This window comes from Kitasatospora sp. NPDC030952, assembly GCF_055571335.1.
On the sequence record NZ_JBVIFM010000035.1, the window covers coordinates 1 to 25,621 of the forward strand.

14 protein-coding genes and 4 pseudogenes are annotated in these 25,621 nt (G+C 69.5%); 6 read left to right on the forward strand and 12 right to left on the reverse strand.

Features of this window, described 5'->3' with window-relative positions:
- The 9 genes and pseudogenes from ACZ47G_RS36745 to ACZ47G_RS36785 all read right to left on the reverse strand — a co-directional run.
- Window positions 1–136: pseudogene (locus ACZ47G_RS36745) on the reverse strand (sulfate adenylyltransferase subunit CysD); the annotation flags it as partial.
- Window positions 133–693: an adenylyl-sulfate kinase gene (gene cysC, locus ACZ47G_RS36750; protein WP_465750378.1), complete on the reverse strand. Its 561-nt coding sequence runs from the start codon at window positions 691–693 to the stop codon at window positions 133–135. The pseudogene ACZ47G_RS36745 and the gene cysC, both read right to left, overlap by 4 nt.
- Complete coding sequence (locus ACZ47G_RS36755; RefSeq protein WP_465750379.1) at window positions 690–2,795, reverse strand: prolyl oligopeptidase family serine peptidase; 2,106 nt, start codon at window positions 2,793–2,795, stop codon at window positions 690–692. Before ACZ47G_RS36755 ends, cysC begins: the two co-directional genes overlap by 4 nt.
- Window positions 2,792–3,952 (reverse strand): protein-L-isoaspartate O-methyltransferase family protein, encoded by a 1,161-nt coding sequence (locus ACZ47G_RS36760; protein WP_465750381.1) that lies wholly within the window; start codon window positions 3,950–3,952, stop codon window positions 2,792–2,794. The genes ACZ47G_RS36755 and ACZ47G_RS36760 overlap by 4 nt, the downstream gene beginning before the upstream one ends.
- A 43-nt stretch (window positions 3,953–3,995) precedes the next feature.
- Complete coding sequence (locus ACZ47G_RS36765) at window positions 3,996–4,958, reverse strand: sulfotransferase family protein (protein WP_465750383.1); 963 nt, start codon at window positions 4,956–4,958, stop codon at window positions 3,996–3,998.
- A gap of 58 nt (window positions 4,959–5,016) precedes the next feature.
- Window positions 5,017–6,186, reverse strand: a complete 1,170-nt coding sequence (locus ACZ47G_RS36770; protein WP_465750385.1) for a lanthionine synthetase LanC family protein — start codon at window positions 6,184–6,186, stop codon at window positions 5,017–5,019.
- Window positions 6,187–6,190: 4 nt separating this feature from the next.
- Window positions 6,191–8,740 carry a hypothetical protein gene (locus ACZ47G_RS36775; RefSeq protein WP_465750387.1) on the reverse strand — a complete coding sequence of 850 codons (2,550 nt, stop codon included), beginning with the start codon at window positions 8,738–8,740 and terminating at the stop codon, window positions 6,191–6,193.
- Window positions 8,725–9,267 carry a GNAT family N-acetyltransferase gene (locus ACZ47G_RS36780; RefSeq protein ID WP_465750389.1) on the reverse strand — a complete coding sequence of 181 codons (543 nt, stop codon included), beginning with the start codon at window positions 9,265–9,267 and terminating at the stop codon, window positions 8,725–8,727. The genes ACZ47G_RS36775 and ACZ47G_RS36780 overlap by 16 nt, the downstream gene beginning before the upstream one ends.
- A gap of 65 nt (window positions 9,268–9,332) precedes the next feature.
- The gene (locus ACZ47G_RS36785) at window positions 9,333–9,470 is read right to left on the reverse strand and encodes a hypothetical protein (protein WP_395293800.1); all 138 of its coding nucleotides are present in this window, start codon (window positions 9,468–9,470) and stop codon (window positions 9,333–9,335) included.
- Between the two features lie 441 nt (window positions 9,471–9,911).
- Between ACZ47G_RS36785 and ACZ47G_RS36790 the strand changes: the two genes are divergently transcribed.
- From ACZ47G_RS36790 to ACZ47G_RS36815, 6 genes and pseudogenes are all read left to right on the forward strand, one after another.
- The gene (locus tag ACZ47G_RS36790; protein WP_465750391.1) at window positions 9,912–12,203 is read left to right on the forward strand and encodes a lantibiotic dehydratase; all 2,292 of its coding nucleotides are present in this window, start codon (window positions 9,912–9,914) and stop codon (window positions 12,201–12,203) included.
- Between the two features lie 256 nt (window positions 12,204–12,459).
- The gene (gene murJ / locus ACZ47G_RS36795; RefSeq protein ID WP_465750393.1) at window positions 12,460–14,439 is read left to right on the forward strand and encodes a murein biosynthesis integral membrane protein MurJ; all 1,980 of its coding nucleotides are present in this window, start codon (window positions 12,460–12,462) and stop codon (window positions 14,437–14,439) included.
- Window positions 14,440–14,660: 221 nt separating this feature from the next.
- Window positions 14,661–15,843, forward strand: a pseudogene (locus ACZ47G_RS36800) (IS701 family transposase); the annotation flags it as partial.
- Window positions 15,844–16,001: 158 nt separating this feature from the next.
- Window positions 16,002–17,177, forward strand: coding sequence for a hypothetical protein (locus ACZ47G_RS36805; protein ID WP_465750395.1), 1,176 nt, complete (start codon window positions 16,002–16,004; stop codon window positions 17,175–17,177).
- Between the two features lie 847 nt (window positions 17,178–18,024).
- A pseudogene (locus tag ACZ47G_RS36810) lies at window positions 18,025–18,090 on the forward strand (hypothetical protein); the annotation flags it as partial.
- A 140-nt stretch (window positions 18,091–18,230) separates the two neighbouring features.
- The gene (locus ACZ47G_RS36815) at window positions 18,231–18,977 is read left to right on the forward strand and encodes a tyrosine-type recombinase/integrase (protein WP_465750397.1); all 747 of its coding nucleotides are present in this window, start codon (window positions 18,231–18,233) and stop codon (window positions 18,975–18,977) included.
- A 432-nt stretch (window positions 18,978–19,409) separates the two neighbouring features.
- On the opposite strand, the pseudogene ACZ47G_RS36820 reads toward ACZ47G_RS36815, so the two are convergent.
- The 3 genes and pseudogenes from ACZ47G_RS36820 to ACZ47G_RS36830 all read right to left on the reverse strand — a co-directional run.
- Window positions 19,410–20,102 (reverse strand): annotated as a pseudogene (locus tag ACZ47G_RS36820) (cation:proton antiporter domain-containing protein); the annotation flags it as partial.
- Window positions 20,103–20,691: 589 nt separating this feature from the next.
- Window positions 20,692–22,290, reverse strand: a complete 1,599-nt coding sequence (locus ACZ47G_RS36825; protein ID WP_465750399.1) for an MBL fold metallo-hydrolase — start codon at window positions 22,288–22,290, stop codon at window positions 20,692–20,694.
- Window positions 22,291–23,326: 1,036 nt separating this feature from the next.
- The gene (locus tag ACZ47G_RS36830; RefSeq protein ID WP_465750401.1) at window positions 23,327–25,303 is read right to left on the reverse strand and encodes a PLL family lectin; all 1,977 of its coding nucleotides are present in this window, start codon (window positions 25,301–25,303) and stop codon (window positions 23,327–23,329) included.
- Window positions 25,304–25,621 lie beyond the last annotated feature (318 nt).

Sequence of the window (25,621 nt, forward strand, 5' to 3'; positions counted from 1 at the left end):
ACAGGATCACCGGACGCTCGAACTCCCCCGCGACCTCGCGGAAGATGTGCACCGACTCGGCCTCCAGCGCGTCCAGGTGGGACAGCGCGAAGGGGGTGTCGTCGGCCTGCACCTTGTGCTGGGTCGCGGTGGTCATGCGAGGCCCCTTTCGGTCAGGAAGGCATGCAGTTCGGCGGCGGACTCGGTGACCGCGCGGCCCTGCGTCTGGAGGCGCAACTCCGGTGCGGCCGGGGCCTCGTACGGGTCGTCGACGCCGGTGAGGCCGGAGATCTCCCCGACGGCCTGCTTGGCGTACAGGCCCTTGACGTCCCGTTCGGCGCACAGCTCGACCGGGGTCGCCACATGCACCTCCAGGTACGGGGTCCCCTCTCGCCGATGGTGGTCGCGGACCACCTCGCGGCCGGCGACATGCGGGGCGATCACGGGTACTAGTACCGTCACCCCGTGGGAGGCCAGCAGTTCGGCGACGAAGCCGATCCGGGTCACGTTGGTGTGCCGGTCCTCGCGGGAGAAGCCGAGACCCTTGGAGAAGAACTCGCGGATCTCGTCTCCGTCCAGGACCTCGACCCTGTGGCCCTCGGCGCGCAGCCGCTCGGCCAGCGCGAAGGCCAGCGTGGTCTTGCCCGCGCTCGGCAGCCCGGTCAGCCACACCGTGCCTCCCGGAGCCCGGTTCGGGTGGGCGGTGTGTGTCATCGGTCGCGCTCCAGCGGCGTCGGGGGAACGCGCAGCCCGAGTTCCGTCGCCAGGAAGGCCAGCATGTCGGCGGTGTGCGAGAGCTCGGCCGTCCGCGTTCGCAGACCGTGGCCCAGCTCGTCCTCCTCACGCAGGATGATCCGGGCACCGGACGACGTCGCCCGCTGCATCGCCGCGCACATCTTGCGCGCGTGGGCCGGGTCGACTCGGTCGTCGCCGTTGAACACCGAGAACAGCACCGACGGGTAGGCGGTTCCCGGGGTCACGTGGTGGTAGGGAGAGTAGGACAACAGCCACGGCAGTTCCTCGGGTACCGAGGCACTACCGTACTCCAGACTCCACGTGGCACCGCGACCGAGTCGCTCGTACCGCACCATGTCCAGCAGCGGGGCGGCGCACACAGCGACCCGGAACAGGCCGGGCTGCTGTACGAGGACCGCCCCGACGGTCAGACCGCCGTTGGAGGCGCCGTGCAGACCCAGTTGTGCATTCGTGCACCAGCCCTGTGAGACGAGGTACCGGCCTGCGGCGATCACGTCGTCGAAGGTGTTCTGCTTGTTCTCCCGTCGGCCCGCCCGGTGCCAGGACACCCCGTTCTCCCCGCCGCCGCGGACGCCCGCGATCGCGAAGACACCGCCCGCCTCCACCCAGGCACGGATACCTGGCGCGTACTCCGGGGCCTGGGTGACGCCGAAGCCGCCGTAGACACTCAGAATCGTCGGCGCTGGCATGCGGGGCCTGCCTACCCGAGACACGATGCGCAGGGGAACGGCCGTGCCGTCCGAGGACGTGTACTCGAGGTGGGTGGTCATGACGGTCGAGTTGCCGTCGAGCCAGTCGGTGCCCGGTTCGAGCACCGAGGGCCGCGGCTGGCCGGGCACGTAGTGCAGGGTCCGGACGGAGGAGGCGTGGTCGGAGTACTCCAGAGCCGCGATCGGTTCCGTCGTGTTCCGCAGGTTGCGCACGTCCCCGTAGCCGGGCAGCGGAATCTCCTGCACGTGTTCACCGCTGTCCAGTCGGTGCAGAGCCAGACGGGAGGCTGCGTGCCGTCGGCGGTGGACGAGCAGGGCTACAGGAGACCGGTCCGGAGGCTGGAGCACCACGAAGTCCTCCAGGATCTCCTCGGGCGACTCGGGAACGAGCTCGCGCCAGGCCGCCAGGTCGGCCAACGACCGCTCGTAGCGCGCATCGGCCACGTGGATGCTGCCGTTCGGCGCCCCGTGCGTGGTGAGGATGTAGATCCCGTCCTCGCGCACCGCCCGGATCTGAGCGTCGGGTAGCGCCACCCGGCGCAGGGCGGGCTCCACCGGGTCCCCGGCCAGGTCGGCGAGCCACGTCCAGCGCCGGTCGGGTTGGTCCGCGTCGGCCGATGTCACGACGAGCCAGCGGTCGCCCACCGTCGGGGCGACCGAGTAGGGACCGACCGCGTGCGGCGCAGCGGGCCGCACGACCGTGTCGGCACTTTGCGGTGTGCCGACGCGATGACGCATCACGGCCCTTTCGCCCCCGGGCACCAATGCCGTCGAGGGCAATGGCCGGCCGACGTAGAAGAAGGTGCTCCCTCCGGGAGCCCAGGCGACGCCCGAGTTCCTGATCCCGGTCAGTGCCTTGTCGACGACCTGGCCGGTCGCGACGTCGATCACGCACAGCACGCCCGTTTCCCTGCCACCGCGGGCGAGTTGAAGGGTGAGTAGGTCGCCTTCCACCGACGGGTGCCAGGCAGTGATGACCAGACTCCCGGACGTGTCCAGGGCGGCCGGATCGGCGAGGACGCGCTCGGTGCCCTCCTCAGCCACCATGAGGACGGGATGCTCGTTCCGGCGGTCCAGCCGCCAGAAGAACTCACGGCTGCCACGCGACACGGCGGCCAGGTTCAGCCGCTCCGGCAGCAGATCGGGTAGCACCCGGGCGAAGTACCGCCGTGAGTCCCAGCGCTGCCACTCGGCTGCGAAGAGATCCCGCTGAGCCCGCCTCCAGGCACGTGTGGCCGAGGTTTCGGCGTCCTCCAGCCAACGATAGGGATCGGGGACACGAGCACCGCCGAGGTCTTCGCAGAGGTCCAGGCGCTCTGCGGCGGGGTAGCCGTGAGAGCTGCGGGTCACTCCGTGCCCCGCCCCCCGTCGGTCCACCGGGCCGGGACCCAGATGGGGCAGGTCTCGTCCCCCGTCCGGCGCAGCGTGCAGGAGCGGTCCGCCAGGCGGGGGCTCCCGAGGGCGAGCCACTCGGTGACGGCGGTTTCCACTTCTGTCGCGAGGCGCTCCGACGCGGGGCCGGCCAGTTGCGTACTGCCGCGCTGGAGCAGGACCGCGGAGGCGTCGTCCTCGCTCACGAGGCCGCACGAGACCGTCCCGGAGGAACTGCCCGGAAGATGGACCTTGGTGGTCCGCGTGTCGCGCGTGGCGAGATGGAACCAGAGATCGTCGTACCCGCCGACAGCCGGCAGATCGACGGGGACATGATTGGCCACTGACCGCTCGGCGGTCGGAAGCACGACGTTCCGGTTCTCCGGCGTGTGGCGGCCGCCCGCGTAGAGAGGGCCACCCGCCGTGATGAAGTCCGCCATGGAGATCGCCCGGGCCGTGGGGGTGTCCCCGCCGTTCTCGATGCGCATGAGCGGATGCAGACCCCCGTGCGCGACGGGGGCGAGGATGAAGCCGTCAGGGGCGAGCTGCTCGAACCAGGTCTCGGCGACCCCGGCGATCCCACACGTCACGATGACGCGGTCGTACGGCGCTCCGTCGGCCCAACCGAGGTAGCCGTCGCCCGCGACCACGCGCACCCGGTCGTCGAAGCCGTTCGCCGCGATGGCCTCGGCGGCTTCGGCGGCCACCTGGGGCGTGGCCTCCACGGTCACGACCGGAGCCTGCGTGATGCGGGAGATCAGAGCCGAGTTGTATCCCGTCCCGGCGCCGATCTCCAGGACCCGAAGACCCGGCCGCAGCTCGAGTAGTTCGAGCATCTCGGCCATGACGGACGGCTGGGAGCTGCTGCTGTGGCCCACGCCGTCCCCGAGGCGGTGGGTGGTGACGGTCGAGTCGGAGTAGGCCAGCTCGAGCAGCTCCGGGGGAACGTCTCCGGTCACCTGCACGCGCCCACTCCCGGCGGCGGGATAGAAGCCGCTCAGGAAACGATGCCGGGGCACTTGCAGGAAGGCCTCGGCCACCGCCGCGGACCGCACACAGCCGGCGGCGATGAGCTGTCCGGTCAGGTTCTTCGTGTAGGGGAGAAAGGGAAGCTGCTTCAATGACGTGACGGGCATCAGGGATTCCTCGGGAAGACTCCGACGGTGGGCGGACAGGGGCTCAGTGGTATCCGTAAGCCTCGGCCAGGTGGCCGTACCGGGCGTTGAACTTCCTTTCGAGCGCGGGAGTGAAGCTCTCACGCCAGCCCTCGGTCCGCCCCCGGTGGAAGGTGAAGGACTTCTCGTTGAAGAGCACGTCCGCGATGGATGCGGTGTCGGATTCATCCCCGATGAACTCCTGGACACGGCGCACCGCCGCAGCCTGCGAGTCCCGGCTGCCGCCGCCCTTCTCGCCGACCAGTTCCTCGAAGGTGATCTTGCAGACCTGAGGGTGCGCCAGCAGCCACAGGGACTCCTCGAAGTCCCGCAGCCCCGGGAAACGCGGATCGCTGAGCGCGAAGTCCAGGCGGCCGGCCATGGTGGGAATGGCCGCCAGGATGTCGCTGTAGACGTGGAACTCGGCGAAGAGCCCGTATTTGATGCGGTCCCCGGCCGCCAGATAGTTGACCATCGACACCAAGGCGTCCCTGGGGTCGCGGTAGTTGAACAGCATGCGCGGCTGCCCCGTCGCCACCCACTCACGCAGGAAGCGTCCGTCCGCCTTCTCGACGTTGAGCTGGTGCAAGATCCAGCAGATGTTCTCGGGGGTTTCGGCGAAGTCCGAGTTCCGGGTGGCGGCGTACGCCCGGTCGACCAGGTCGGCATCGGGGAGCTCGTGCCCGTACCAGTTGTCCAGGGGCAGGCCGAGGCGCCTCTTCCAGGCCCAGCCGACGGCCTGCGCGGCCCGTTCCGCCGCCGCGACGAAGGCGGTCGGGTCCGCAGAGGCCTTCAGCCGGTCGATCTCCCCGGCGGTGAAGACGGTCTCCAACATCCGCCAGGCCGTCTCCTCGCTGAAAACGGGGCGAACGTCGTCCGTTATGAGCAGTTGCCCGTACAGGCCGTATCCCAGAGCGGACATCAACTCCTTGACCAGATGGGTGCCGCACTTCTGGAGGGACACCGCCACAACACGAGGCGCCTTCATATGTACTTCTCCTGCGTCTTACCGGGATCGGAAGGTGGACTGTGGCGGTGAGAGGTGATCACCGCAGGCCGATGCATGTGAGCCATCGGCGGGGAATGAGGTCGGCGGCCGTAAGCAGCACCAGCGCCGGTCCGGCGGCACCGGTGAGCAGGGTCGCGGCAGGCTCCGTCGCCGCCGATCCGAGCAACTCCGGCAGTCCCCGGGCGAGTCCGGGCAGCAGCCGGTCGCGCAGGGCGCGGGCCTGGGGAAGCCGCGCGTGCCGCCAGAACGCGTCCGCGATGGCGCACAGGCCGGCCGCCCCGTGGCAAATACCCAGGTCGTCTCCCAACGACGGACCCAGCAGGTAGGTCTCCTCGTCGAAGCGCTCGCAGAACGCGGCGAAGACACGCAGCGCACTGCTCTCGGCCTCAGCATCCCCGGTGACCCGCGCCGTCTCCCACAACGACCATGCGACACCGGGAGAGCCGTAGCACCATGACTGGCGCAGGTCGTCGGGACACGGGCGAGGCTCCCCCCGGAGCCGCCCCGCCCTGGGCCAGGTCGGCAGTCCTCTGCTGTCGTCCACGAGTTGTGACAGCAGAAAGCCCTGCACCCGTTCGAGCGCCGACCCTATCCGGTGAACCGAGCCGGGGGTCGAGTCGACCGAGGCCAGGGCCACGGCGATGCCGGATACACCGTGGGCCAGACTGGTATTCACCCGGCCATGGCACCAGCCGAGTGCCGAGCCGGCCGGATAGCCGGTCACGCGCAGCGACACCAGATCGGGGCTCAGGCACAACGCCGACAGATGGTCGACGTACGGACCTAGCCGCTCCATGCCCACCCCTGCGGCCCACAGGGCCAGCAGTGATCCACTCGGGCCGACCGCTAGGTCGTAATCGGTGAACGTCACATCCGTAGCACGCCAGGGCCGCCCGGCGCCGAAATCGGCCAACCGCCCGCTCAGACGAGAGAGCAGGGGGCGCAGCGGCTCGTGGGCCTCGGCGGCGACCGACAGCCCGCCGACGTACCCGGTGAGCCCGCCGAAGAGCGCGGTTCCCCGGACCTCGCGGAGGCCGTGCAGCCAGCGCTCCAGCCCCGACACCGCCCGGTCCCGCTGCCGCTCGGAGCCGAGCTCCAGGAGCGCGGCGGCGAGGAAGGCGGGACCGGGGTCTCCCAGCCAGGCCACTGCATCAAGGCCCAGCGCATCGGCGCAGGTCTGGAGAGCCAGCTCGCCATGATCCGGCATGGTCCTACTTCCGTTCGGGCAACAGTCGCCGGCACAGACCGGGGGAGACGGCCGCGGCGAGTCCGTCGCCGGTCGGGCCCGCCGGGAACCGCATCGTGATCTCAGCGGTCAGCCGCTCTCCACGCTCGTCCGTGAACGGTGACGCTCCGGGCTGGGGGAGCATCTCCTCGAGGACGAGTTCGCCGGTCGGGCTGTCGGCCGCCATCCTGCCCAACAGCCGCGGGGCGAGGACGCTGCAGAGGTCCACGGCCACCGGCTTTGCGCCGAAATGCGTCGTGGCGAAGACCCAACGAGGCACCCCGCGGTCCCGCTGCAGCCGCGCCAGCATGAGCATCTGCAGGGGAACCGAGGCGCCCGGCGGCAGTATCTCGGCGACGGGCACCCGCCACTGGGCGCAAGAGATGACGAGTTCCCCGCCCAGGGTCACCCTTGGGAGGCTGGCCAGCGACGGCAGCGCGGCCAGCACCCCGCCGAGTTTGAAAGGCCTCAGCAGACGCCGCGGACCTGCCGCCAGAAGGAGTCCGCCGAGTGTGTCCCACGGTGGCTCCATCCCCTTCGTGGCATGCAGGACCGGCCACAGTGTGGCCCCCTCTGCCTCGGCGATCGGCCGCCCTCCGTCCCGGCGCATGGTAATGGCGCCCAGCGCGACGTGGCGCATCGCGGCGTGCCGGTCCAGCGGCGCGTAGTAGAGCGTCCGGTCGGTGTCCCCGGTCCACAGGGAGGTGTATTCGGGCCTCCGCACGGCGTTCGCCGAGTGCGTGCCCAAGGACGGCGCGCAAATCTCGACGAAGGCCGCTCCCGAACGGACCTCGAGTCCCCTGAGGAAAGCGCGGTACTCGTCGCCGCTTTCACGGTCCGGGTGGAGCAGGGAGAGCGCGTCGGCGAAACGCGAGTCGATCACGCCGGACGGCATCACCGCGTCCAGGACCGCGGACTTTGAGCCTTCGGCGCCCATCGGGCGCAGCATGGCCGTCATCGGCCACACCGGGCTGTAGTCGGGGACGCCCAGCCGGTCGAGCAGACCGGGGGTGAGGTCGATGGTCTCGGGGGAGGCTGCGGCCGACCGCGCGATGTAGTCCACCACGCGCGCGTAGGGCGAGTCGCGCAGGTTCGGCTGCGGCCACCTACCGTGTGTGTGGGCGCCGCCGTCACGTGTCTGCGGTGCGTTCCCGGTTACGTACTCGTGCAGGATGTCGAGCACGGGCCGCGGTTCGTCGCTCAGCAGTGCCAGGACGTTGAAGTCCTGGACACTCGGGCCAGCCTCGTCGTAGAGCAGGTCCGCAAGCCGGGAAGCGTGGGCCAGCAGCTCCTGCAGTCGCCGGGGCCCTGGCTGCAGGGTGAGATCGACTGCCTGCCGGTACACGTCCGTGAACGCGGGGAATGCGTCGGTGTCCGGTGTCGCCTCCGCCGGGCGCACGTCGGGGAGGGACGCCCATGCGGGCTTCGATTCCGCGGCCGTGCCCTGGGCCTGGAGCACGCCCAGCGTGATCAGGTGCTCGAGGAATTTCGACCAGGCGTCCGCACTGATCCGGGTGGTGCCGGTGTCCGGTGGCTGCCGGAGCTCGTGCCAGGGAAGAGGGCCGTCCGACAGTCGACTCAGGGTGGCGGACAGGACCGGAGTGCGGCGGATGCGGAATCGCTCGAGTCGGCCCCTGTCCTGCTGGGTCCAGACCACCAGGGCCTCGACCTCCAGACGGTGCAGTGGGGCGAGGGAGACCCGAGGGCAGGAGCAGGTCCCGCTGTTGGCACAGTGGGTGCCGTCGTACGCAGCGGCGTCCGCGGCGCCGGACGGAAGTGCGTGGCGCCGCCTCGCCATGTACAGGTTCTCGGTCCGGTGGACGGCCAGGGCGTCGGCGACGGTGGTGGTCTTCCTCCCGGTCGCGTGGATCCGCACCGGGGCGACATGGGTAAGCCAGCCGCGTGGAGTCGTCTTGGTGGCCGCCCTGGTGATCAGGCGCCAGAGGAAGTCCGACCGCTTGCGCAGCTGCTTGCCATCCCAGTGCTTGCCCTCAGCCAAGCGCCGTCGGATGTCGGCGGTCACGTCGGGGTGGTCCTCGGCGAGGGTCTGCCACAGTACCTGTGTCTTCTGGGCGGTCTCCCAGGGCAGGCGGCCTGTGCGCTCCAGCTCCGCATGGACCGCGGCCTGAGCGGACTGCCACTCCCGGACCGCCAGGGCGCCGGCCTGAAGGGTCGTCGCGATCTCCTCGGCCAGCTGCGGGCCGCCGGGCCCGCGCCGGGCGACATCGGCAAGCTCGTCGAGCTGGGCGCTCTGCCGATGCCAGTCGGCGAGGTCGTGCCCGACTCCGCGGTGCAGGGAGCGCCGAACGCGAAGCGCCTGGGCCCGTTCGGCCTTCGTCAGGTCCTCGCGGGGGACGACGGCGTCGCCGATCCGTACCGCGGTCCGTTCGGCCAGGCGGTTGTAGCGATCCCGCGCCAGGTCGGCGCGCGTCATGAGGTCGAGCAGGTCGGAGCTTCCCCCGTCCGTCCAGAGGCAGACGGGGACCGAGGCGATGCGCAGCAGCTCGGTGCCCTGCGGGCTCATCGGGCGGGCCATTCGTGTTCCAGCACCGAGTATGTCGAGGAGTCGAGCCACTGGCCGCGTACGAGCGCGCTGTCGCGCCTGGTGCCCTCGTACCTCATGCCGACCTTGGCCATGACGTGGCCCGAGGCGGGGTTGGTGCTGTCGTGGCAGCCCCAGATGCGGTGGAGGCCGAGTTCGCGGAATCCGAAGTCGACCGTCAGGGTGATACCTTCCGAGGCGTTTCCCGCCCGCCACAGGTCCCTGCGGACGAGGCCGCCCACCATGGCGCTTCGATACGGACCCAGCTCCAGTGTCGAGACACCGATCACCTCGGCATTCACCAGGCCTTCCGCTGCGAGGATGTAACGCTCCCTCGGCTCCTTCGTGCTCGCCAGACGGGCATCGGCGATGTACTGACGGATCTGCTCGGTGGTCAGTGGATCCGATCCGTAGGGGTCCATCGTGGCGGCATCGCCAAGAATGGCCGAGAGCGGCTGCAGGTCGGCCTCCGTGATTTCGCGAAGAACCATCGTCTTCCCGGAGACCAGAACGGATCGCATGTCTTTTCCCCCAGTTACGACACCGCGGCCGAGAGATATCTCGGCCGCGGTGCTCATTTCGTACGTCAGCAGGCGCCGGCCGGGCTGCCCGAGACGCCGCAGGAGCCGTAACCGGTCGGGAACTCCTTGTCGGCGCCCTCGATGGCGATCTCGGTGACGTCGATGTCGAGCTCGGCGACGAGCTCAGCGAGCTGCTTCTCCATGATGATTCCCCTCGGATTCGACGAATGGCGGATTCCGGATGTGGAATCCGGCTTTCAAGCGGTGTTGCCTCTCGAGATGCAGAACGATCCTCATCCGCATTCGAACACATGTCAAACGATCACCCTTGTGATGCGGCTCACCGAGGGTTCCGCAGTAATCCTCTTTCTGCTCCGCAGCAATAGGTGAACGGCTCCGCAGTGCGGAGACTTTCAACTCCGTAGAAATTCGAGGAGGCGTCCGTAGGATTAATGAGCATGCCAAGCTCAGGGTGGGTGTGATGTCGCTCCGTCCGGTCTCGTCCCCTGTGGAAGGATCTCGATGAGTGCGGGCGCGGGGCCGGTTCCGTTCGGGTCCACTCCTTCCAGGGAAGAAGAGCCGCAGTCGGGCGGGCTGCTGTGCGGCCCGTGATTCAGATCGTCATTGGGATTGGGTGATTCGATTTGCCGAGCTTCACGGCGAACTGCCAGGCCACGCGAAGGGGGGACTCGGTGGTACTCCTCCGCCGCGCGGAGGGCGGGGCGGGTCCTGCGAGGGAGGTCACGATCGCGGCCACCGAAACCGTCGACCTGATTCTCGGCTTCGCGCAGGAAGCGGTGCCGGAGGACGCGATAGTGCGGCGGATGCTCGAGATGCTGCCCGCCGCCACCCCGGACATGTGCCGCGGATTCATTCGCAGACTTCATTCACTGGGGTTCCTGCTGGCCGCCGAAATGGGTCCGAGTCCGCTCGAAACAGTCCCGCAGGAATGGCCTGGACTGAACACCACCACCACGGACGAATTCGCGGAGGAGGTCAGGTCCGAGGCGAAGGAGGCGCTCGAGCTGCTTCGCCACCTCCTTCCCCCGGTCGTTCCGGATGCCGAGAAGAGGCTTCACCAACGCTTCGTCGAGGCCTACGGAGTGGACAGTGCGGTGCCACTGTCCGCCGTACTGGACGATCACCGGGGTCTGGGAATCCCGGATCGACATCTGACGGGGGGACCGCCCGTCCCTGCCACGTCGCTGCCGTCCGAGGCGGGCGAGGCCGTTCTCGCGTCCCTGCTGCACGAGTCCCTGACTGAAGGACATCGCGAGGTCCTGATGAACGCCGAGCACGCAGCCGACGTCATGAGCGGTGGGGTCCCGGCAGACACGCGATTCGACCTACCTTGTTCGGTCTCGGTGTCCCCGCTCGGACTCCGTGCGGACAGCGGGCCGGATCCCCTCCTCCTCGAGCCGGAGTTCGGCACGAGCTCAGGGTGGCGGCACATCACGCCCCAGCCCTTCGCCAACCGGGAGCCGGCGGTCCTCGTCCCCGTCGCAGCGCCGGGAACGGCCGCCACTCCCCTCCACGGCCGACGCATCGTCGTGGACATCGCACCCGCCCTCCCCGGAGACCTTCCTCTCACCGCGATCGGGCTCACGGCCGACGCGCATCGGCTGCACGTCGTCGACCTCGAGCACAGAACGATGCTGATTCCGGTGGCCGCGGACGACACGCCCAAATCGGCTCTCCCGCCGGTCGCGCGGCTGCTTCTCGCCCTCGGCCGGCTGACGATCGGAGGACCCCTCTCCTGGTCGTGGGGAGCCCTCTCCGCCCAGCCCTTCCTCCCCCGCGTCCGGTACCGCCGCACCGTTCTCACTCTCGCGCGGTGGCGGGTTCCCGCGCGCCTGACCACGGCCGCCGCCGAGGCCGGCCCGACCTGGGCCACCTGCCGGGACGCCTGGCAGGCCGGCTACCGCGTGCCGGACCTCGTGCGGATACCGGATCCCGCGAGCGGCGGCCGTCAGCGCCTCGAAGTCGCAGTCCGATCTGACGAGTTCCGCGAGCTGGTCGCCTCCGGCACGCACGGGTACGTACTCGAGCCCGCGGGCGACGCCGGGCTGGCGGAGGCCTCGCGCTCACCGCGCGTCCACTTCCCCCTGGGTGCACCATCCATATACGGCGATCAGCACCGCCGGGTCCCGCCACCCACCCCGCGTCCCGCACGGCGGTTCACGCTGAGCCGGCACCTCCCGGGCGGCGAATGGCTCTACGCCAAGATCTCCTGTCCCCAGCGCAGCCAGCCCTTGGTCCTCCTGCGCATCCACGACCGCCTCGCGACCGTTCTCGCCGACGCCGTGGACCGGTGGTTCTTCGTCCGCTACCTCGACCAGGGCAGCGGACAGCTGCGCCTGCGTCTGCACGGACACCCGGACCCCCTCCTGACGCAGGTCCTGCCTGTGCTGCGCGACACCGTGGCCGAACTTCACCTGGCGGGGCTCACCGGTGCCATGAGCCTGGACACCTACGACCAAGAGGTCGACCGCTACGGCGGCGCCGCACTCATCGCGGACGCCGAGCGCCTCTTCGCCGAGGACAGCCGGTCCGTTCTGGACCTCTGGCGTCGCCACGGAGCCGCCGGGTCCTCGCTGGACACCGCCGTGGAAGGTGTCCTCGACCTGCTCCAGGCCTTCGATCCCACACTCCGCTCAGCCTCCTGGATGGGACGCGTCTCAGACGCACCGACCGAAGGAGGCCCAAGGCGGCAAGCCGATCGTGCGACGGGGGCGCGGACACGGCGCCCCGCAGCACAGCGCTTCGGACGACTTCTCCGGAAGCCCGACGAGTTCGATCCGACGCGTCTGGCCAGGATCAACGAGAGTCTGGTCCACATGCATTGCAACCGCCTGTTCGGGGTGGATCCTGAGGCCGAACTCCGGCTCACCAGAGCCGTCCACCAAAGGCTCCGTCAGGTCCCGAAGACTGCCTGACCGCCCGCCAGCGGCGAGGCGAGCGCCGCCGGGGGCTCGGAGCGACCGACGAGGGTTGCCTGGAGCGCGACGGCTCAAACCCGGCATGGGCACGGCGCGCTGCAGGTAGGCTCAACAGATCATCATTGCTAAGGAAAGGCTGCACTCACCGTCGCCCCTGGCGTCGAACACCGTCTGAGCCTCGAGCGGAGCAACGGTCAGTTCGGTCGAATGCGCGTCGGCGCCCGTTCCCCGTCCACACCGTGGCCCACAGCGGATGATGCCCGTCGGGCGTGCGGTGCCGGGCACAGGGCGGGCCGAGGTGCCACAGGGTGCACAAGGGTGGGTATCCATGAACATGCCGTACAACGACGACTACGAGCAGCGCACTGACGAGGCGGAACCGGCCTGGTACGCGACCCGGGCAGCGGCCGGCCCGCCGGATGGACACCTGCGGCCCTACGAGGGGGAGACGTACGACCCGTCCCCGACGATCGATCTCGCCATTCCGAGGCCGGACCAGAACCAGGTCCGCCCCGCAGGCCGACATGCCGCGCCCCGCACCCCCGAAGCGGAGAGCCATCCTGCTCCGGCCGAGGGCACCGGCACCGACCATGCCGCGAACCGAAGCTCCGGCCTCCTCAAGTCCAGCGCCCTGATGGCGGCCGGCACCATCGTCTCCCGGCTGACCGGCTTCCTCCGCACGCTCGCGATGGCGGCAGCGATCGGGGTCGGTACGCTGAACGACACCTACCAGGTCGCCAACGTCCTCCCGACGATGATCTACATCCTGGTCGCCGGCGGCGCGCTGAACTCCGTCTTCATCCCCCAGCTGGTCCGTGCAATGAAGGAGGACGAGGACGGCGGCGAGGCCTACGCCAATCGCCTGGTGACCCTCGTTCTGGTGCTCCTGGGCTGCATCACCGTCGCCTCCGTACTAGCGGCCCCGTTCCTCGTGCAGATGATGTCACCGTCCATCGGTGACGATCCACAGCGGCTGGCGGTGGCCACGACTTTCGCCCGCTACTGCCTGCCGACCATGTTCTTCATGGGCGCGCACGTCCTGCTCGGACAGGTCCTCAACGCCCGGGGCCGCTTCGGCGCGATGATGTGGACCCCAGTCCTGAACAACATCGTGATCACTGCGGCCTTCGGCGGCTTTGTCTGGGCCTTCGGCAGCTTCGGCCACTCCGGCGTCACCGCCGACACCATCACCCCCGAAGGCGTACGGCTTCTGGGCGCCGGCACTCTGCTCGGCCTGGTCGTGCAGGCCCTCGCCATGGTGCCGTACCTCCGCGCCGCCGGGTTCAGGATCCGCCCACGCTTCGACTGGCGAGGACACGGCCTCGGCAAGGCCATCGGCCTGGCGAAGTGGACCGTCCTGTTCGTCCTCGCCAACCACGCCGGTCTCCTCGTCGTCACCCAGCTGGCCACCTGGGCCGGACCGGTCGCCGAGAAGCAGGGCCACCCCGGAACCGGCATCACCGCCTACAACTTCGCGCTGCAGCTGTGGCAGATGCCGCAGGCCATCGTCACCGTGTCGGTCATGACCGCAATCCTGCCGCGGATCGCCCGCTCCGCCAACGAAGGCGACGTCGGCGCCGTGCGCGACGACATCTCCCACGGCCTGCGCACCTCGGCGGTCGCCATCGTGCCGTGCGCCTTCGCCTTCCTCGCCCTCGGCGTGCCAACGGCGACCTTCCTGTACGCGGGCGCAGGCCCCGGCGCACAGAACATCGGCTACATCCTCATGGCCTTCGGCCTCGGCCTCATCCCCTACTCGGTGCAGTATGTGGTTCTGCGTGGCTTCTACGCGTTTGAGGACACCCGCACGCCCTTCTACAACACCGTCGTCGTCGCAGTGGTGAACGCTGCGGGATCCGGTATCGCCTTCGCCGTCCTGCCCGCACGCTGGGCCGTCGCCGGAATGGCCGCGGCCTACGGCTTCGCCTACGCAGTCGGCGTCGGAATCGCCTGGCGACGCCTGCGCCGACGTCTGGGCGGGGACCTCGACGGCTCGCGGGTCATGCGCACCTACGCCCGGCTCGTCGCCGCCGCCGCTCCCGCAGCAGCCATCGGCGGCGCAGTCGCGTTCGTCCTCCTCAAAAGGCTCGGGAGCGGCGTTCCGGGATCCCTCTCCGCCCTCGCCCTGGGCGGCCTCGCGCTCCTGGGCACCTACCTCGCCCTTGCTCGGATGATGAAGGTCCGGGAGGTCGACGGCCTGATCGGCATGCTCCGCACGAAGCTGGGTCGCTGACCGGCTCGTAACACAATGAGCGGATGTCGTCGTTCCGATCTTGAGGGGCTCCGGTCGAACGAGAGTCTCGAACGGGTGAGTACGACGGCCGCCGCGCATGAAAGCAGGGCCTCTTGGTAGCTCGAAGGGTGTCTACACCAAAGAGCAGCCCAGGAGGCCCTGTTGTCGCAGTCCTACGGCATTGCGGTAGCGGGGTCCATTTCGGTCGCTCCCGCGTGTGACTGCTGGACGGGCGGCGCAAGTCGATCCAGCCGATGGCCGAGCGGCTGCCGGACGGGAACATGCAGGCGTTGCAGTAGTTCGTCAGCCAGTCGCCGTGGGACCACACACCGGTGCTGCGGCAGATCGCCGCGAAGATGACCTCCGCCCTCGTGCCGGAGGCGTGGGTGATCGACGACACCTCGTTCCCGAAGGCCGGCGACCAGTCGGTGGCGACCTCACGGCAGTACTGCGGTGCGCTGGGCAAACACTCGCTCTGCCAGGTCGGCGTGAGTGTCCACGCCGTCACCGACAAGGCTTCCAGCCCGTTGTCCTGGCGTCTGTTCGTGCCGCCGGACTGGGACGACCGCGAGGACGACCGTCGGCGTCGCATCGGCCTGCCGCCGGAGGCCGGTCATGTCGAGAAGTGGCGGCTGGTGATCGAGACTCTCGAAGAGTTGATCTCCTGGGTGCTCGCCCCGCAGGTCGTGGCCGCCGACGCCGGATTCGGCCAGTGCGCCGCGTTCCGTCACGCCCTGCGTTCCCGGGGCCTGGACTACATCGTGGCGGTGCGCGGTGACGAGACCGAGCACCGCCATGACGCCGAACCAGTGGCTCTCGTCTACGGCGGTGCGGGACGCAGGACGCTGCCCCGCTACCGCACCGACTCCGTCGCCCTGCACGAGCTCGCCACCGAGGGCGGCCGACGGGCGTTTCGGCAGGTCACCTGGCGCCAGGGCAGCCGCGGAGCGATGCGCTCAAGGTTCCGCGTCCTGCAGGTACGGCCGGCAGGAAAGATCCCCCGGGCGCTCGCCGCCGCGGACGCGGGCGAAAGCGCCGACTGGGACGGCGTCCTGCCGGCCGAGACCCTGCTGGTCGAATGGCCGTCGGGCGCGAGCGCGCCCACCGAGTACTGGCTGACCAGCATGCCGCCCGACACCGCGATCCGGCGCCTCGTGCGCCTGGCCAGGATCCGCTGGCGCATCGAGCACGACTACCGCGAGATGAAGCGCGGCCTGGGCCTGGACCACTTCGAGGGCCGCACCTGGCGCGGCTGGCACCACCACGTCACCCTGGTCACCGCCGCCCACGCCTTCCTCACCCCTCCGGCGCCTCGACCCGAAAGTCGAGGCGCCGGCCTGACCTTCTACCGAGTCCTCGACGCCATCCAGGCCCTGGACCGGTCCCAGCCGGTCCTGCCGATAATGCCCAGCATGCCCGAGCGCCGGACCCACACTAGGAAGTCTCGTTCTCTCGCGGTCGTCTGCGCGTGCCGGTTGCACGATCCGGAGCTTTCTGGCGATGCGTCAGAATGGCTCGGTGTCCGGCGGCGTTGCCGAGCAGATCACCGGAGGTACGGCTTCATGACCCGCTACAGCATCGACCCCGACCGGCGCGAGCTGATCGCCACCTGGGGAACAGGCGAGGGCGACCTCGCGGCCCGCGTCTGCGCCCTCCCAGCCGAGGCCGGCACCCCCGTACTCCTGAGCCTGGCCCGCGCACTCACCCACCTGTCCGAGGCCGCGTGGCGCACCTACACCCACCCAGCCAGCGCCGCCGCCTCCCAGGAGCCCGGCTCCGAGGGCTGGCGCCGCGACGAGGAGCGCAAGGCCTTCGGCGAGGTCCCCGGCGCCATCACCCGGCCCAACCTCCCCCAGGACGGCATGCTCGACGTCGAGTACAGCCCCCTCGTCGAATCCGCCCACCGCGCCGGCCGCGCCCTGCACGCCCTGGACGACCAGAAGCTCACCGACGCCGTCCTCGCCGAGACAGCCGTCGAGCTCGCCGCCGTGGAGAGCGCCGAACTCGGCGACCTCACCGGCCGCGCCCGCCAGGCCGTCCTCCTCAGCCGCGAAGGCGCCTCCCCCGTCCAAGTCGCCGCCGCCGACCGCCTCCTCGAACAGGACCCCTTCGGCCCCGCAGCCCTCCTCACCGAGATCGACCCCACCGCCGCGGCCGTCGCCGCAGCCCACTGGCTCGCGGCCGCCGCCGAGGTCACCGCCGAAGCCACCGGCCACTCCCCCACCGCCGTGCTCTTCGAAGCCGACAACATCGAAGCCCTCCCCCACGAAACCCCCACCCACGTCCTCGAACTCCTCCAAGCCGGCGCCTCCCCCTACGACGCGGTCACCGGCCTCGTACGCCACGCCCTCCACATCGCCGATGGCCTCCTCCCCGACCCCGCCGGACTGCGCGAACAACTCGAAGACATCGACGACGACCTCGCCCAACACACCGGCCCGGACACCGACCCCGAAGACACCGGCCTGCGCCTGACCCCGCTCGACCCCAGACGCCCCGCCCCCGACCTCCTCGAAGACCTCCTCACCGGCATCCACGGCTGCCGGCTCCTCCACGAGGAATACGACGAATCCGACGACGACGACGGCTTCGGCGACGGCGACGGCTTCGGCGACGGCGACGGCGACGGCGAAGACCGGGACGACGACGAGCACACAGGACAACCCGGCATCGACCGCAGCCGGTTCGCCCGACTCGTCCGCGAAGCCGCATCTGCCAACCGAGACCGGCTCGTCTGACCGTCCGGCCCGACCACACGAGCAGTCACTCCGACCAGCCCTCGACTCCCCCAGGGCACATCCAGGCGCCGGCCAGCCAACGGGATGCTCCCCCAACATCGGCGCGTCTACCCGCCTGGACCTGGAGTCGCCGGTGATCCATCCGAGCCGATTTCAGTGACACTGCGTAATCGAATTGAGGTCACAAGACTCCCCGCCTTCGGATCGAAGATGCACCAGAGAGCAGATTGCCGTTATCACTTACATGAGCATCCGTCAATTGAAAAGTGATCCCGCCCTGCCATTCGCACGGCCCCTGTTTCGGGCCCCCTTCGGGGGATCCTGGTTACGCACGGTAATAATCTTCGGGTACTCGTCCCGTCCGCCGAGGCAGCGTGGCGATCCTCCGGTGTATTGGCCCGCCCAGGTGCGGGTCCTCACCGCGAGCCGCAGGTCAGGGGCCTGATTCGGCGTTGGTGATCGCATGGTGGTCGCAGACGACCCTCCGGCCCGTTGCGCCAGTAGCCTCCGCGGGCCGATCAAGAGCCAATGACCGCTGGAGGAACAGGAAGTGCGCAAGTCAGGACGGCCAGGCCGGGTCTACCGCCGATGCGGGTGCCGGGACGCCGACCGGCGTCAGCTCGGCGCAGCGTGCCCTCGTCTGGCCGGGGAGGAGCACGGTACGTGGACGTTCGCCGTCGACATTCCCTCCCTCACCGGCCGCAGGCGCACCGTACGCCGCGGCGGCTTCGAGGACGCGTTCGCCGCCGAGACGGCGCTGCGGCGCTTCCTCGAAGGCCGCCGGCTGGGCTTCGACGCCGACCCGCACGAGACGGTGGCCGCCTACTTCACCAAGTGGCTCAAGGGCATGGAGTTCCTGCTCAAGCCCACCACCTACGCCCGCTACCGCACCTACGTGCTCTGCGAGTTGATACCCGTCTTCGGCAAGCTGCGCCTGGAGGAGCTCGCCCACGACCACATCTCCGCCTACGCCCACGAGCAGCTCGAAGCCGGTCGCGGACGCCAGGCCGTCTACCCTGCCTCGCCACCCTCTCCAGCGCCCTGGGCACGGCCGTGCGCACCCACCGCCTGCCGTTCAACGCCGCCCAGCCCCTGCCCATGCGCCGACCCCGCCCCGACGAGCGCGTGCCCTGGAGCGCGGAGCAGGCCGTCGCCTTCCTCTCCCACTGCCGAGGCGTCGACCCCGCCTTCGCCGACCTCTTCGAGGTCATCATCGGCACCGGGCTGCGCAAGGGCGAGGCGCTCGGTCTCCAGCGCCCGTGTGTCCGGCTCGACGACCGCGTCATGTACATCCGCCACACCCTGTCCGCGGTCGACAACCACGAACTCGTCCTGACCGCGCCGAAAACCAGGAAGAGCCGCAACTGGGTGCCCCTGTCCGAGCGCGTCGCCGCCGCCCTTCAGCGCGCCATGGACCGGAGCACCGCCACTATCAACGGCCACGTCTTCCAGGGCCCCGACGGCCAGCCCCTCCACCCGGCCGCTGTCCGCCGGCGCTTCCACGAGCTACGCGAACAGGCCGCGCTGCCCCACGTCACCATCCACGACCTGCGCCACCTCGCCGCCACCCTCGCCCTGGAGGGCAACGTCTCCATGGCCGTCATCTCCAAGACCCTGCGGCACTCCACACTCTCGACCACCGCGAACATCTACAGCCACCTGACCTGGGACGTCGCCAGGGCCGCCGTGAACACCATCGAGGCAAGACTCCACCTCGTCGAGGCCCGCACCCAGTCCGGCCCGGACGCCCCCGCCTACGACGTCGGCTTGCCGAACCCGCTGTTCAGCCACGCGGCCTGACGGCCCCACCGCTGCAGGCGGCTCGGCACCCGGCCGCTCCGGCCACCAGGGCCGACAAGCAACCGGGATTCCCGGCTCATAGCTGACACCCGATAAACGTGCGGCCCGTCGAAACAGATGACGCCGCAGGTTCTGTCGGCATGCCTATTTCCCGCGAATCCTGGCCCGTTTCCTCACCGAAGAGGCGACCAGCCCGCGATCGACGGCACGCGGGTTCCCAGATGAATGAACAAATGCCCCGTCACGACCAGGCCGGAGGGGCCAGGCCTGCGGAAACGCGCTCAGCGAGGCAATGTGAACGAGCGTTCACGACCACATTGCGACCACCAAAGCAAAAAGCCACTCCTATCGTTTTGATAGAAGTGGCTTCCGACCTGCGTAAACGCTGGTCGGGACGACAGGATTTGAACCTGCGACCCCTTGACCCCCAGCGGCGAGCAGCAGCATGACCAGGCGGACCGCGAACTGTCCGCTGGTGTGCAGGGTGGTGGCGACGATGCGGGCGAACCACGGCGGGCGTGGGCACATCGCCCAGTAGAGGGCGCCGGCGGTGACCGCGGCGAAGGCGGCGAGGACGGCGGTGGCCGCGCCCGGCGCGCGCCCGCTGAGCAGCAGCGCCATCGCGATGATCGGGCCGAATTCACCGACGGCTCCGAAGGCCATCACCACGGTGCCGAACCGGCTGTGCAGCACGGCCGAGTCGCGCAGGATCGGCAGGACGGCGCCCAGCGCGGTGCTGGTGAGCGCCGTGCCGATGACGAAGCTCTTGGTGGCCTGGGCGCCGGTCAGGGCGAACGCGATCCCCAGGGCGAGCGCGATCCCCAGGGCGAGCGCGAGCGTGAGCAGCCACGCGCCGACGGCCCGGCGCAGCGTGTCCCCGCGTACCGCGGCGAACTCGATTTCGTAACCGGACAGGAAGATCAGCATCGACAGCCCCAGGTTGGACAGGGTGTCGATGAGTGCGTCGGGGTGGGCCCAGCCCAGGGCGTCGGGGCCGATCACGATGCCGAGGCCGATCTCGAAGATCGCCACTGGCACGGTCAGCCGGCGGGCGGCCGCATAGGCGAGGAGCGGGGCGAGCACCGCGATGACCATGATCAGGATGAGCGTCCCGGGATGTGACATGACTACTGGTTAGCATGAATGCGGGCAAAACGACCGCAATGTGTCGAGGCGGAGTCCACGCCGGCAGCCGTCCACCGCGCGCCCTGAACCCGCAGCCGGGAGCCGCAGCATGGGCGACGATCGCAGGGACTCCTTGGGCACGCGGGCGGCCGGCGCGCGGTCTGGAGACGCGGCCCGCGTCCACTGGTGCGCGAACCGCGGCGCCTGGCTCCGCCTTTCGCGTCTGTAGCGACGCCGGGGTACTTGGTCGGCGCACGGGTGCGGTCGGCGAGGTAGGTATTCCGGTCGCGGCCGACGCGCCGGGTCCACTTCCAGACACAGTTGGGGCTGATACCCAGAAGGGAGCTGAGGACTGACGGCTGCAGCTCCACAGCGAGGGCGACAGGGCCGAGCTGCGTAGGGGGTGACCGGGAGAGCGTGGCGCCGCGGCCTCGCGGTGAGTGGTCGGTCGCGGGGGGGGAGCTGGTTGTCGCGCGCGGCCGGATCGACCGGTCCGCGAGCCGGGGCGTTCACAGCGAGGGGCCGGGCCCGCACCCCCGGCTGGCATCGGTGTGGCCGCCCGGGGAGCCGGGCGGCCACACCGTGGTGCTCAGGAGAGCGGGTTGGCGGCGGCCGCGAGGTCGGTGATGGTCTGGGGGAAGCGGGTGGCGATGGAGCCGGGGTGGAGGACGTCGTGGGCCGCGGTCAGGCAGGCGTTGCGCAGGCGGCCGTCGGTGGAGAGGTAGGCGAGCTGGGTGAGGGCCTGGGACTGAAGGGTGCGGGCCTGCTTCTCGGTGTTGGCGGGGACGGCCAGGGGGATGGAGGAGGCCGAGATCACCGGGTCGAGGAGGACCACGACCTGCGCGTAGTCGGGGGTGGCCTTGTCGTAGGCGTTCTGGGCGGCGGCGATGAGCTTGGCCGCGCCGCCCTGGGCGATCAGGGCCGCCTTCGCGGTGACGGCGAGGTCCGGGGCCCCCAGGTTGGCGCCGGCCAGTTTGGCCCACAGCTCGCGGAGGGTGCGGGTGGGGGTGCCCGCGTAGCCGGAGCTGTTGACCACGCTCGCCAGCGCGCCCGGGTCCGCGGTCGTGGCGGCCGCCCGGTGGGCGGCCAGCCAGGTGGACACCTCGTCGCCCGGCGTCGTCATGTCCTCCCCGAGCGTCGTCCACACCGGCCAGCCGTAGGCGGACATGCCGATCCGGGCCGTGGAGCCGAAGGCGCCGATCGTCGCGTCCAGGAAGCCGGCGCGGGCCTTGTTCACGCCGCCCAGCGGGCCGGGGCCGGCCAGGTAGACGGTGTTGAACGCGGGCAGGTAGACGTTCATCTCCGGCGAGGCGGCGTGGCCGCCGAGGGGCTGGAGGACCAGCTGCACGCCGTCCACCTCGACGACGTACAGGCCCTCGTGCCAGGCGATCTGGGTCGAGGCGGGCCAGTCGGCCTGCGAGGTCGCGGCGGGCAGCAGGCCGCCGACGGTGTGGGTGGGCGCCACGAACGTCGAGGACCCGACGGAGATGGTCAGGCCGAGGTCGGATTCGACCAGACCGGACGGGCTCGTGTCGAGTCGCGTGCCGTAGGCGTAGTCCAGGAGCTTCGCGCTCTGCGCGCCGTTGGTGACCTGGTTCAGCAGCGCGTCGGCGAGCAGCCTGTCGGGTGCGTAGACGGGCAGGTTCGCGGGCACCTTTGCGCCGAACAGGCCCCGGACGCCGCCGAAGTGATCCACCCCACTCTGGGTGTAGACCACGGCCGACACCGGCCGCTGGTCCTCGGTGGCGAAGCGGTACAGCTGCAGCGCGGCCTGCGCGGTCTCGGACGAGCCGAGCGGGTCGATCACCACCAGCCCGGTGCTGCCGGTGACGATGGTCATGTTGGTGAGGTCGAAACCGCGCACCTGGTAGATCTGACCAGCCGGAGGCTGCGAGATGGCCTGGTACAGCCCCGCCTGCCGGAGCAGCGTGCCCTGGCGCCAGACCGGAGCCGACACCATGGGCGGGATATTCTCCGGGTCCTCCAGGAAGTCGAAGGAGAAGAAGTTCCAGACGGCGCTCTTGCCGTCCTTGGCCGCGACGGCGGGGTTCTGGGGGACCGCGAGCAGGCCCCGCGCCGCGTTCGCGTAGTCGGTGGCGGATCCGGAAACGTTCTTGGCGCCGGCCCGGTTCTCCTCCGCGACGTACGCGCTCGGACCCACGGGCTCGAAGCCGTCGTTCGTAGACATGCTGCCTCCTCAAGACACGGCAAATGCCCGGGCGCCTGTGCTACGCACCGGACGACAACCGACACTATGAGTGACGTGACGTGCACACAATGAAACAGTGGTTCGGGTTGGCTTGATCCGATAGCAGGCCCCGAGTGCGGGCATGCCAGCCGGACGCACTGCCGTCCTGGCCCGCGCGCTCCTCAGTCCGAGCACAGAGGAACGCCAGATTCCGCGAAGATGGCTGAATACATGGCAGACCTGCCCCTGGCGGCGGCGCGCCGATTCCGCGCCAGCGAAAATCACATGACGACCCGCAAGGGGACGTGTCGAAGAAGCGATCTGGCTTCGTCCACGAGAACCTCTCGTAACCACAGCCCGCGGGGGATTGCGCCGTCGGGCCGTCACCCCGTCGGGCCGATATTGGTCCTGTCAAGGAGGATTAGATTGCCTGTTGGGGCATCGGCGCCCCCGCAGTGGTTGAGTGGCGCACTGGTCGGCACTGCGGCGAGGAGCCCTCCCGCGGTTCCGGTCCCGTTCGTCGTCCCTCCGTGGTGGGCTGCGTGACCCTGGTTGGCACACGCGTTGTCGGACGAGGGGGATGCGAGGACGATGATTCCGCCTGCTGTCGCGGGAGTCGCCGACGCGAATCCACTTCCCAGGGCTGCTGCGACGACCGCGAGGGCGGTGACTGCTCGACGAGTGACCATGCCCTGTGAAACGGTGATCAGTGCGGTAAGTCACTGTTGATCGGCAAGCGACCTTGCGCGTACGGTCCACCCCACCATCCGGGCCCAGGCCGCCGCCGGAAGCCGTCCCGCGGCGCCGAGTACGACCATCCATGGGCACGGCACGATCCTGCTCAGGATCGTCCATCTCCTCACCGTCACCCAGGCGGCCGACTACGACATTGCAATCAGCGCGCTGGACTGATCCCACAGGCAGCTCGATCTGCACCGAGAAGTCCTGGCTCATGTGGCTGCCGGCACTCAGGCCGCTGCGCGATCCGGTCCACCGTAGAAGACGACGACGCCGGGCTGGACGATTGAATCCGCGGTCAGCGGCGGTACATCACGTACAGCTCGCCGTCGTGCGAGACCGCGGCGGGTGAGTCCATCGGCTTCGCTCCGCCGATGACCTGGCCGGTAGTCCAGCTGCTGTTGTCGGTGGCCGACGCATAGAGAAGACCGTCGGTGCCACGCATGAAGATCCACATGAGGTTGCCCTGGGTGGCGAGCGCCGGGGCGTGCTCGGTCTGCCAGGTCGGATGGGCCTCCACGTCGCGCCAATACGGCGGGTAGAGGAATTGCCAGAGGCTGGTATAGACCCTGTTGTTCAGTCCGTTGGCGATCCTCCAGAAGCGTTCCCCCAGGGTGCCCAACGCGACGCTGTTGTCCAGGGTCCACGTGCTTACGAAGTCGTCAAACCCCTCCAGAGACCAGGAGTTGCCGCCGTAGATCCAGGTCCGCACCTTGCCTTCGGAACCAACGGTGATCAGGAACACCTGGTCGAACGGGGAACGGGCCAGGGCAGGAGCGTAAGCCGAGTCGCTGCCCATCAGCGAGACGGGGCTCCATCCCCCTGTCTCGGTATAGGTCCGCCACCACAGCTTGCCGCCGAAACCTGTGACGGCGTAGAAGAGTTTGCCGTGGGCCGCAGTCACGGCGGGGGAAAAGGTGCTGCCGTCCTGGCCACCGACCCGCTCGGGAGTCTTCCAGGTCTGTCCTTCCAAACGGGTCCACATCACTGCCAGGTCACTGCGCACAAACAGGGCATAGAGCTTGCCGTTGTACGAGGCCAGGGCCGGCGCACTGATGCTTTCGAAGGGCAGCGGGGTGGGCGCGCTCCACGAGGTGCCGTTGCGGACGACGTACTCCAGGGTGCCGACGGGGAAGGCAATGGTGCCGCCATGGAACCTGACCTTCAGGTCGTGGTAACCGTCTCCGTTGAAGTGCCATTGCGCGTACCCGCTATGGGAGAGGGCAGTCAGGGCGTGCTGGTCGAGGAAGATCGTTCGGGAGCACGATAGGTCGTTCTTCGCGATCAAATTGACAAGGGTGATCGCGACGGACGTGAGGTCCATCAGGATCCCGATGAAGGTGGGCGCCAGCGAGCCGAGGACCGACCACGCGGTGCTGAACAAAGGGTCGCCGTTCAGCTTGATTAGGGCTTCCCCGACGCTGTCGACGCTGCCGTCGCCGGTGTCCCACTCCCAGCACGCGACGTTCAGGATCACCCCACGGTCCGCCGCCCCCTCGAAGGCCACCCGGTGGGGACCGAACACCGGCGTCTTCCCCTCTTGTGCTGAGCCGCCGCCGAACTCCTGCGACACGAAGGGCCTGGCATGCACCCCCAGGTCGCTTTGACCGCCTGAGAGCCAGCGGATCTCGTCCCGGGTACCCGGCCACCCGTCACCCACCGTGCGGAGCACGTGGAAGTTCTCGTACTCCAGCTTGAAGCTGTGCACCGCCCCGGGCTCGGCCTCCCGCGGCGGCTCCTGGCTCCTGCTGCCGTCCCCAGGCGCGGCCAGCCAGGCAGGCACAGTGACGCTCCACCCCCACTCGCGCATGCCCTCGACGAACTCCGGGCTGTCGAAGTCCTTTCCCGCGGCCAACGCCTGCTGGTCGACCGTCGACCAGTTCGACTGTGCCATCCACTCCTCTGTCACCGCCGGCAGGTCCTCGATCAGGTCGGCGAAGCCGTACCCCTCAGAGACTGGACGGCTCGTGATGACCTCGGGCACCCCCGTCAGGGTCCCGCGGGCGGTCACCGACTCGCGGTAAACGCGGCCCCATTCCTTGACCTCCTCCTCCGGCAGCGTGCCCCGCAGCGGGCCCAGCAGCCTCTCCTCCAGATCGGTCAGCTGCTCGCCCTGCCGCAACCGGTCCGCAGCATGCAGCAGCGCCCCGAACATCACGTTCGCCTTCGGCACGCGCGCCAGGTTCCGTGCCAGCCGCGAGTCACCTCGCGTCCCTGACAGCAGACCCTGCAACCGCTCCAGCCGCTGTTCGGCAGTCGTCTCCCCATCACCCACGGCGTTCCGCTCCTCAATTCGGGTGTTGCTCCGGATTCGGGTGTTGCTCCGGGCCGTTCGTAACCCGGGCCAAGGCACGACGCTACGCGCCAGAGCATGAACAGACCGATATCCCGGGCGGCAACCCGCCAATCACGCTCGGAATCGCGACACCACCATCGGCACAACGCGATCGCGAACGCGTACGAGCACGAGGTGTTCACCGCTCGATCGCGTCCCAAAACCAGCTCCCGCAGGAACCGGTCAGCCTCCACCACCAACTGCAGCTCATCGTCCAGAACTGTCCAGCACACCGAATCGGACGGCATTCGCACGGGA

Bases quoted from the DNA above. Each gene is read 5' to 3' on its own strand.
- cysC (WP_465750378.1), bottom strand. From the start codon at position 693: ATGACACACACCGCCCACCCGAACCGGGCTCCGGGAGGCACGGTGTGG.
- ACZ47G_RS36760 (WP_465750381.1), bottom strand. From the start codon at position 3,952: ATGCCCGTCACGTCATTGAAGCAGCTTCCCTTTCTCCCCTACACGAAG.
- ACZ47G_RS36765 (WP_465750383.1), bottom strand. From the start codon at position 4,958: ATGAAGGCGCCTCGTGTTGTGGCGGTGTCCCTCCAGAAGTGCGGCACC.
- ACZ47G_RS36770 (WP_465750385.1), bottom strand. From the start codon at position 6,186: ATGCCGGATCATGGCGAGCTGGCTCTCCAGACCTGCGCCGATGCGCTG.
- ACZ47G_RS36775 (WP_465750387.1), bottom strand. From the start codon at position 8,740: ATGGCCCGCCCGATGAGCCCGCAGGGCACCGAGCTGCTGCGCATCGCC.
- ACZ47G_RS36780 (WP_465750389.1), bottom strand. From the start codon at position 9,267: ATGCGATCCGTTCTGGTCTCCGGGAAGACGATGGTTCTTCGCGAAATC.
- ACZ47G_RS36785 (WP_395293800.1), bottom strand. From the start codon at position 9,470: ATGGAGAAGCAGCTCGCTGAGCTCGTCGCCGAGCTCGACATCGACGTC.
- murJ (WP_465750393.1), top strand. From the start codon at position 12,460: ATGATGCCCGTCGGGCGTGCGGTGCCGGGCACAGGGCGGGCCGAGGTG.
- ACZ47G_RS36805 (WP_465750395.1), top strand. From the start codon at position 16,002: ATGACCCGCTACAGCATCGACCCCGACCGGCGCGAGCTGATCGCCACC.
- ACZ47G_RS36825 (WP_465750399.1), bottom strand. From the start codon at position 22,290: ATGTCTACGAACGACGGCTTCGAGCCCGTGGGTCCGAGCGCGTACGTC.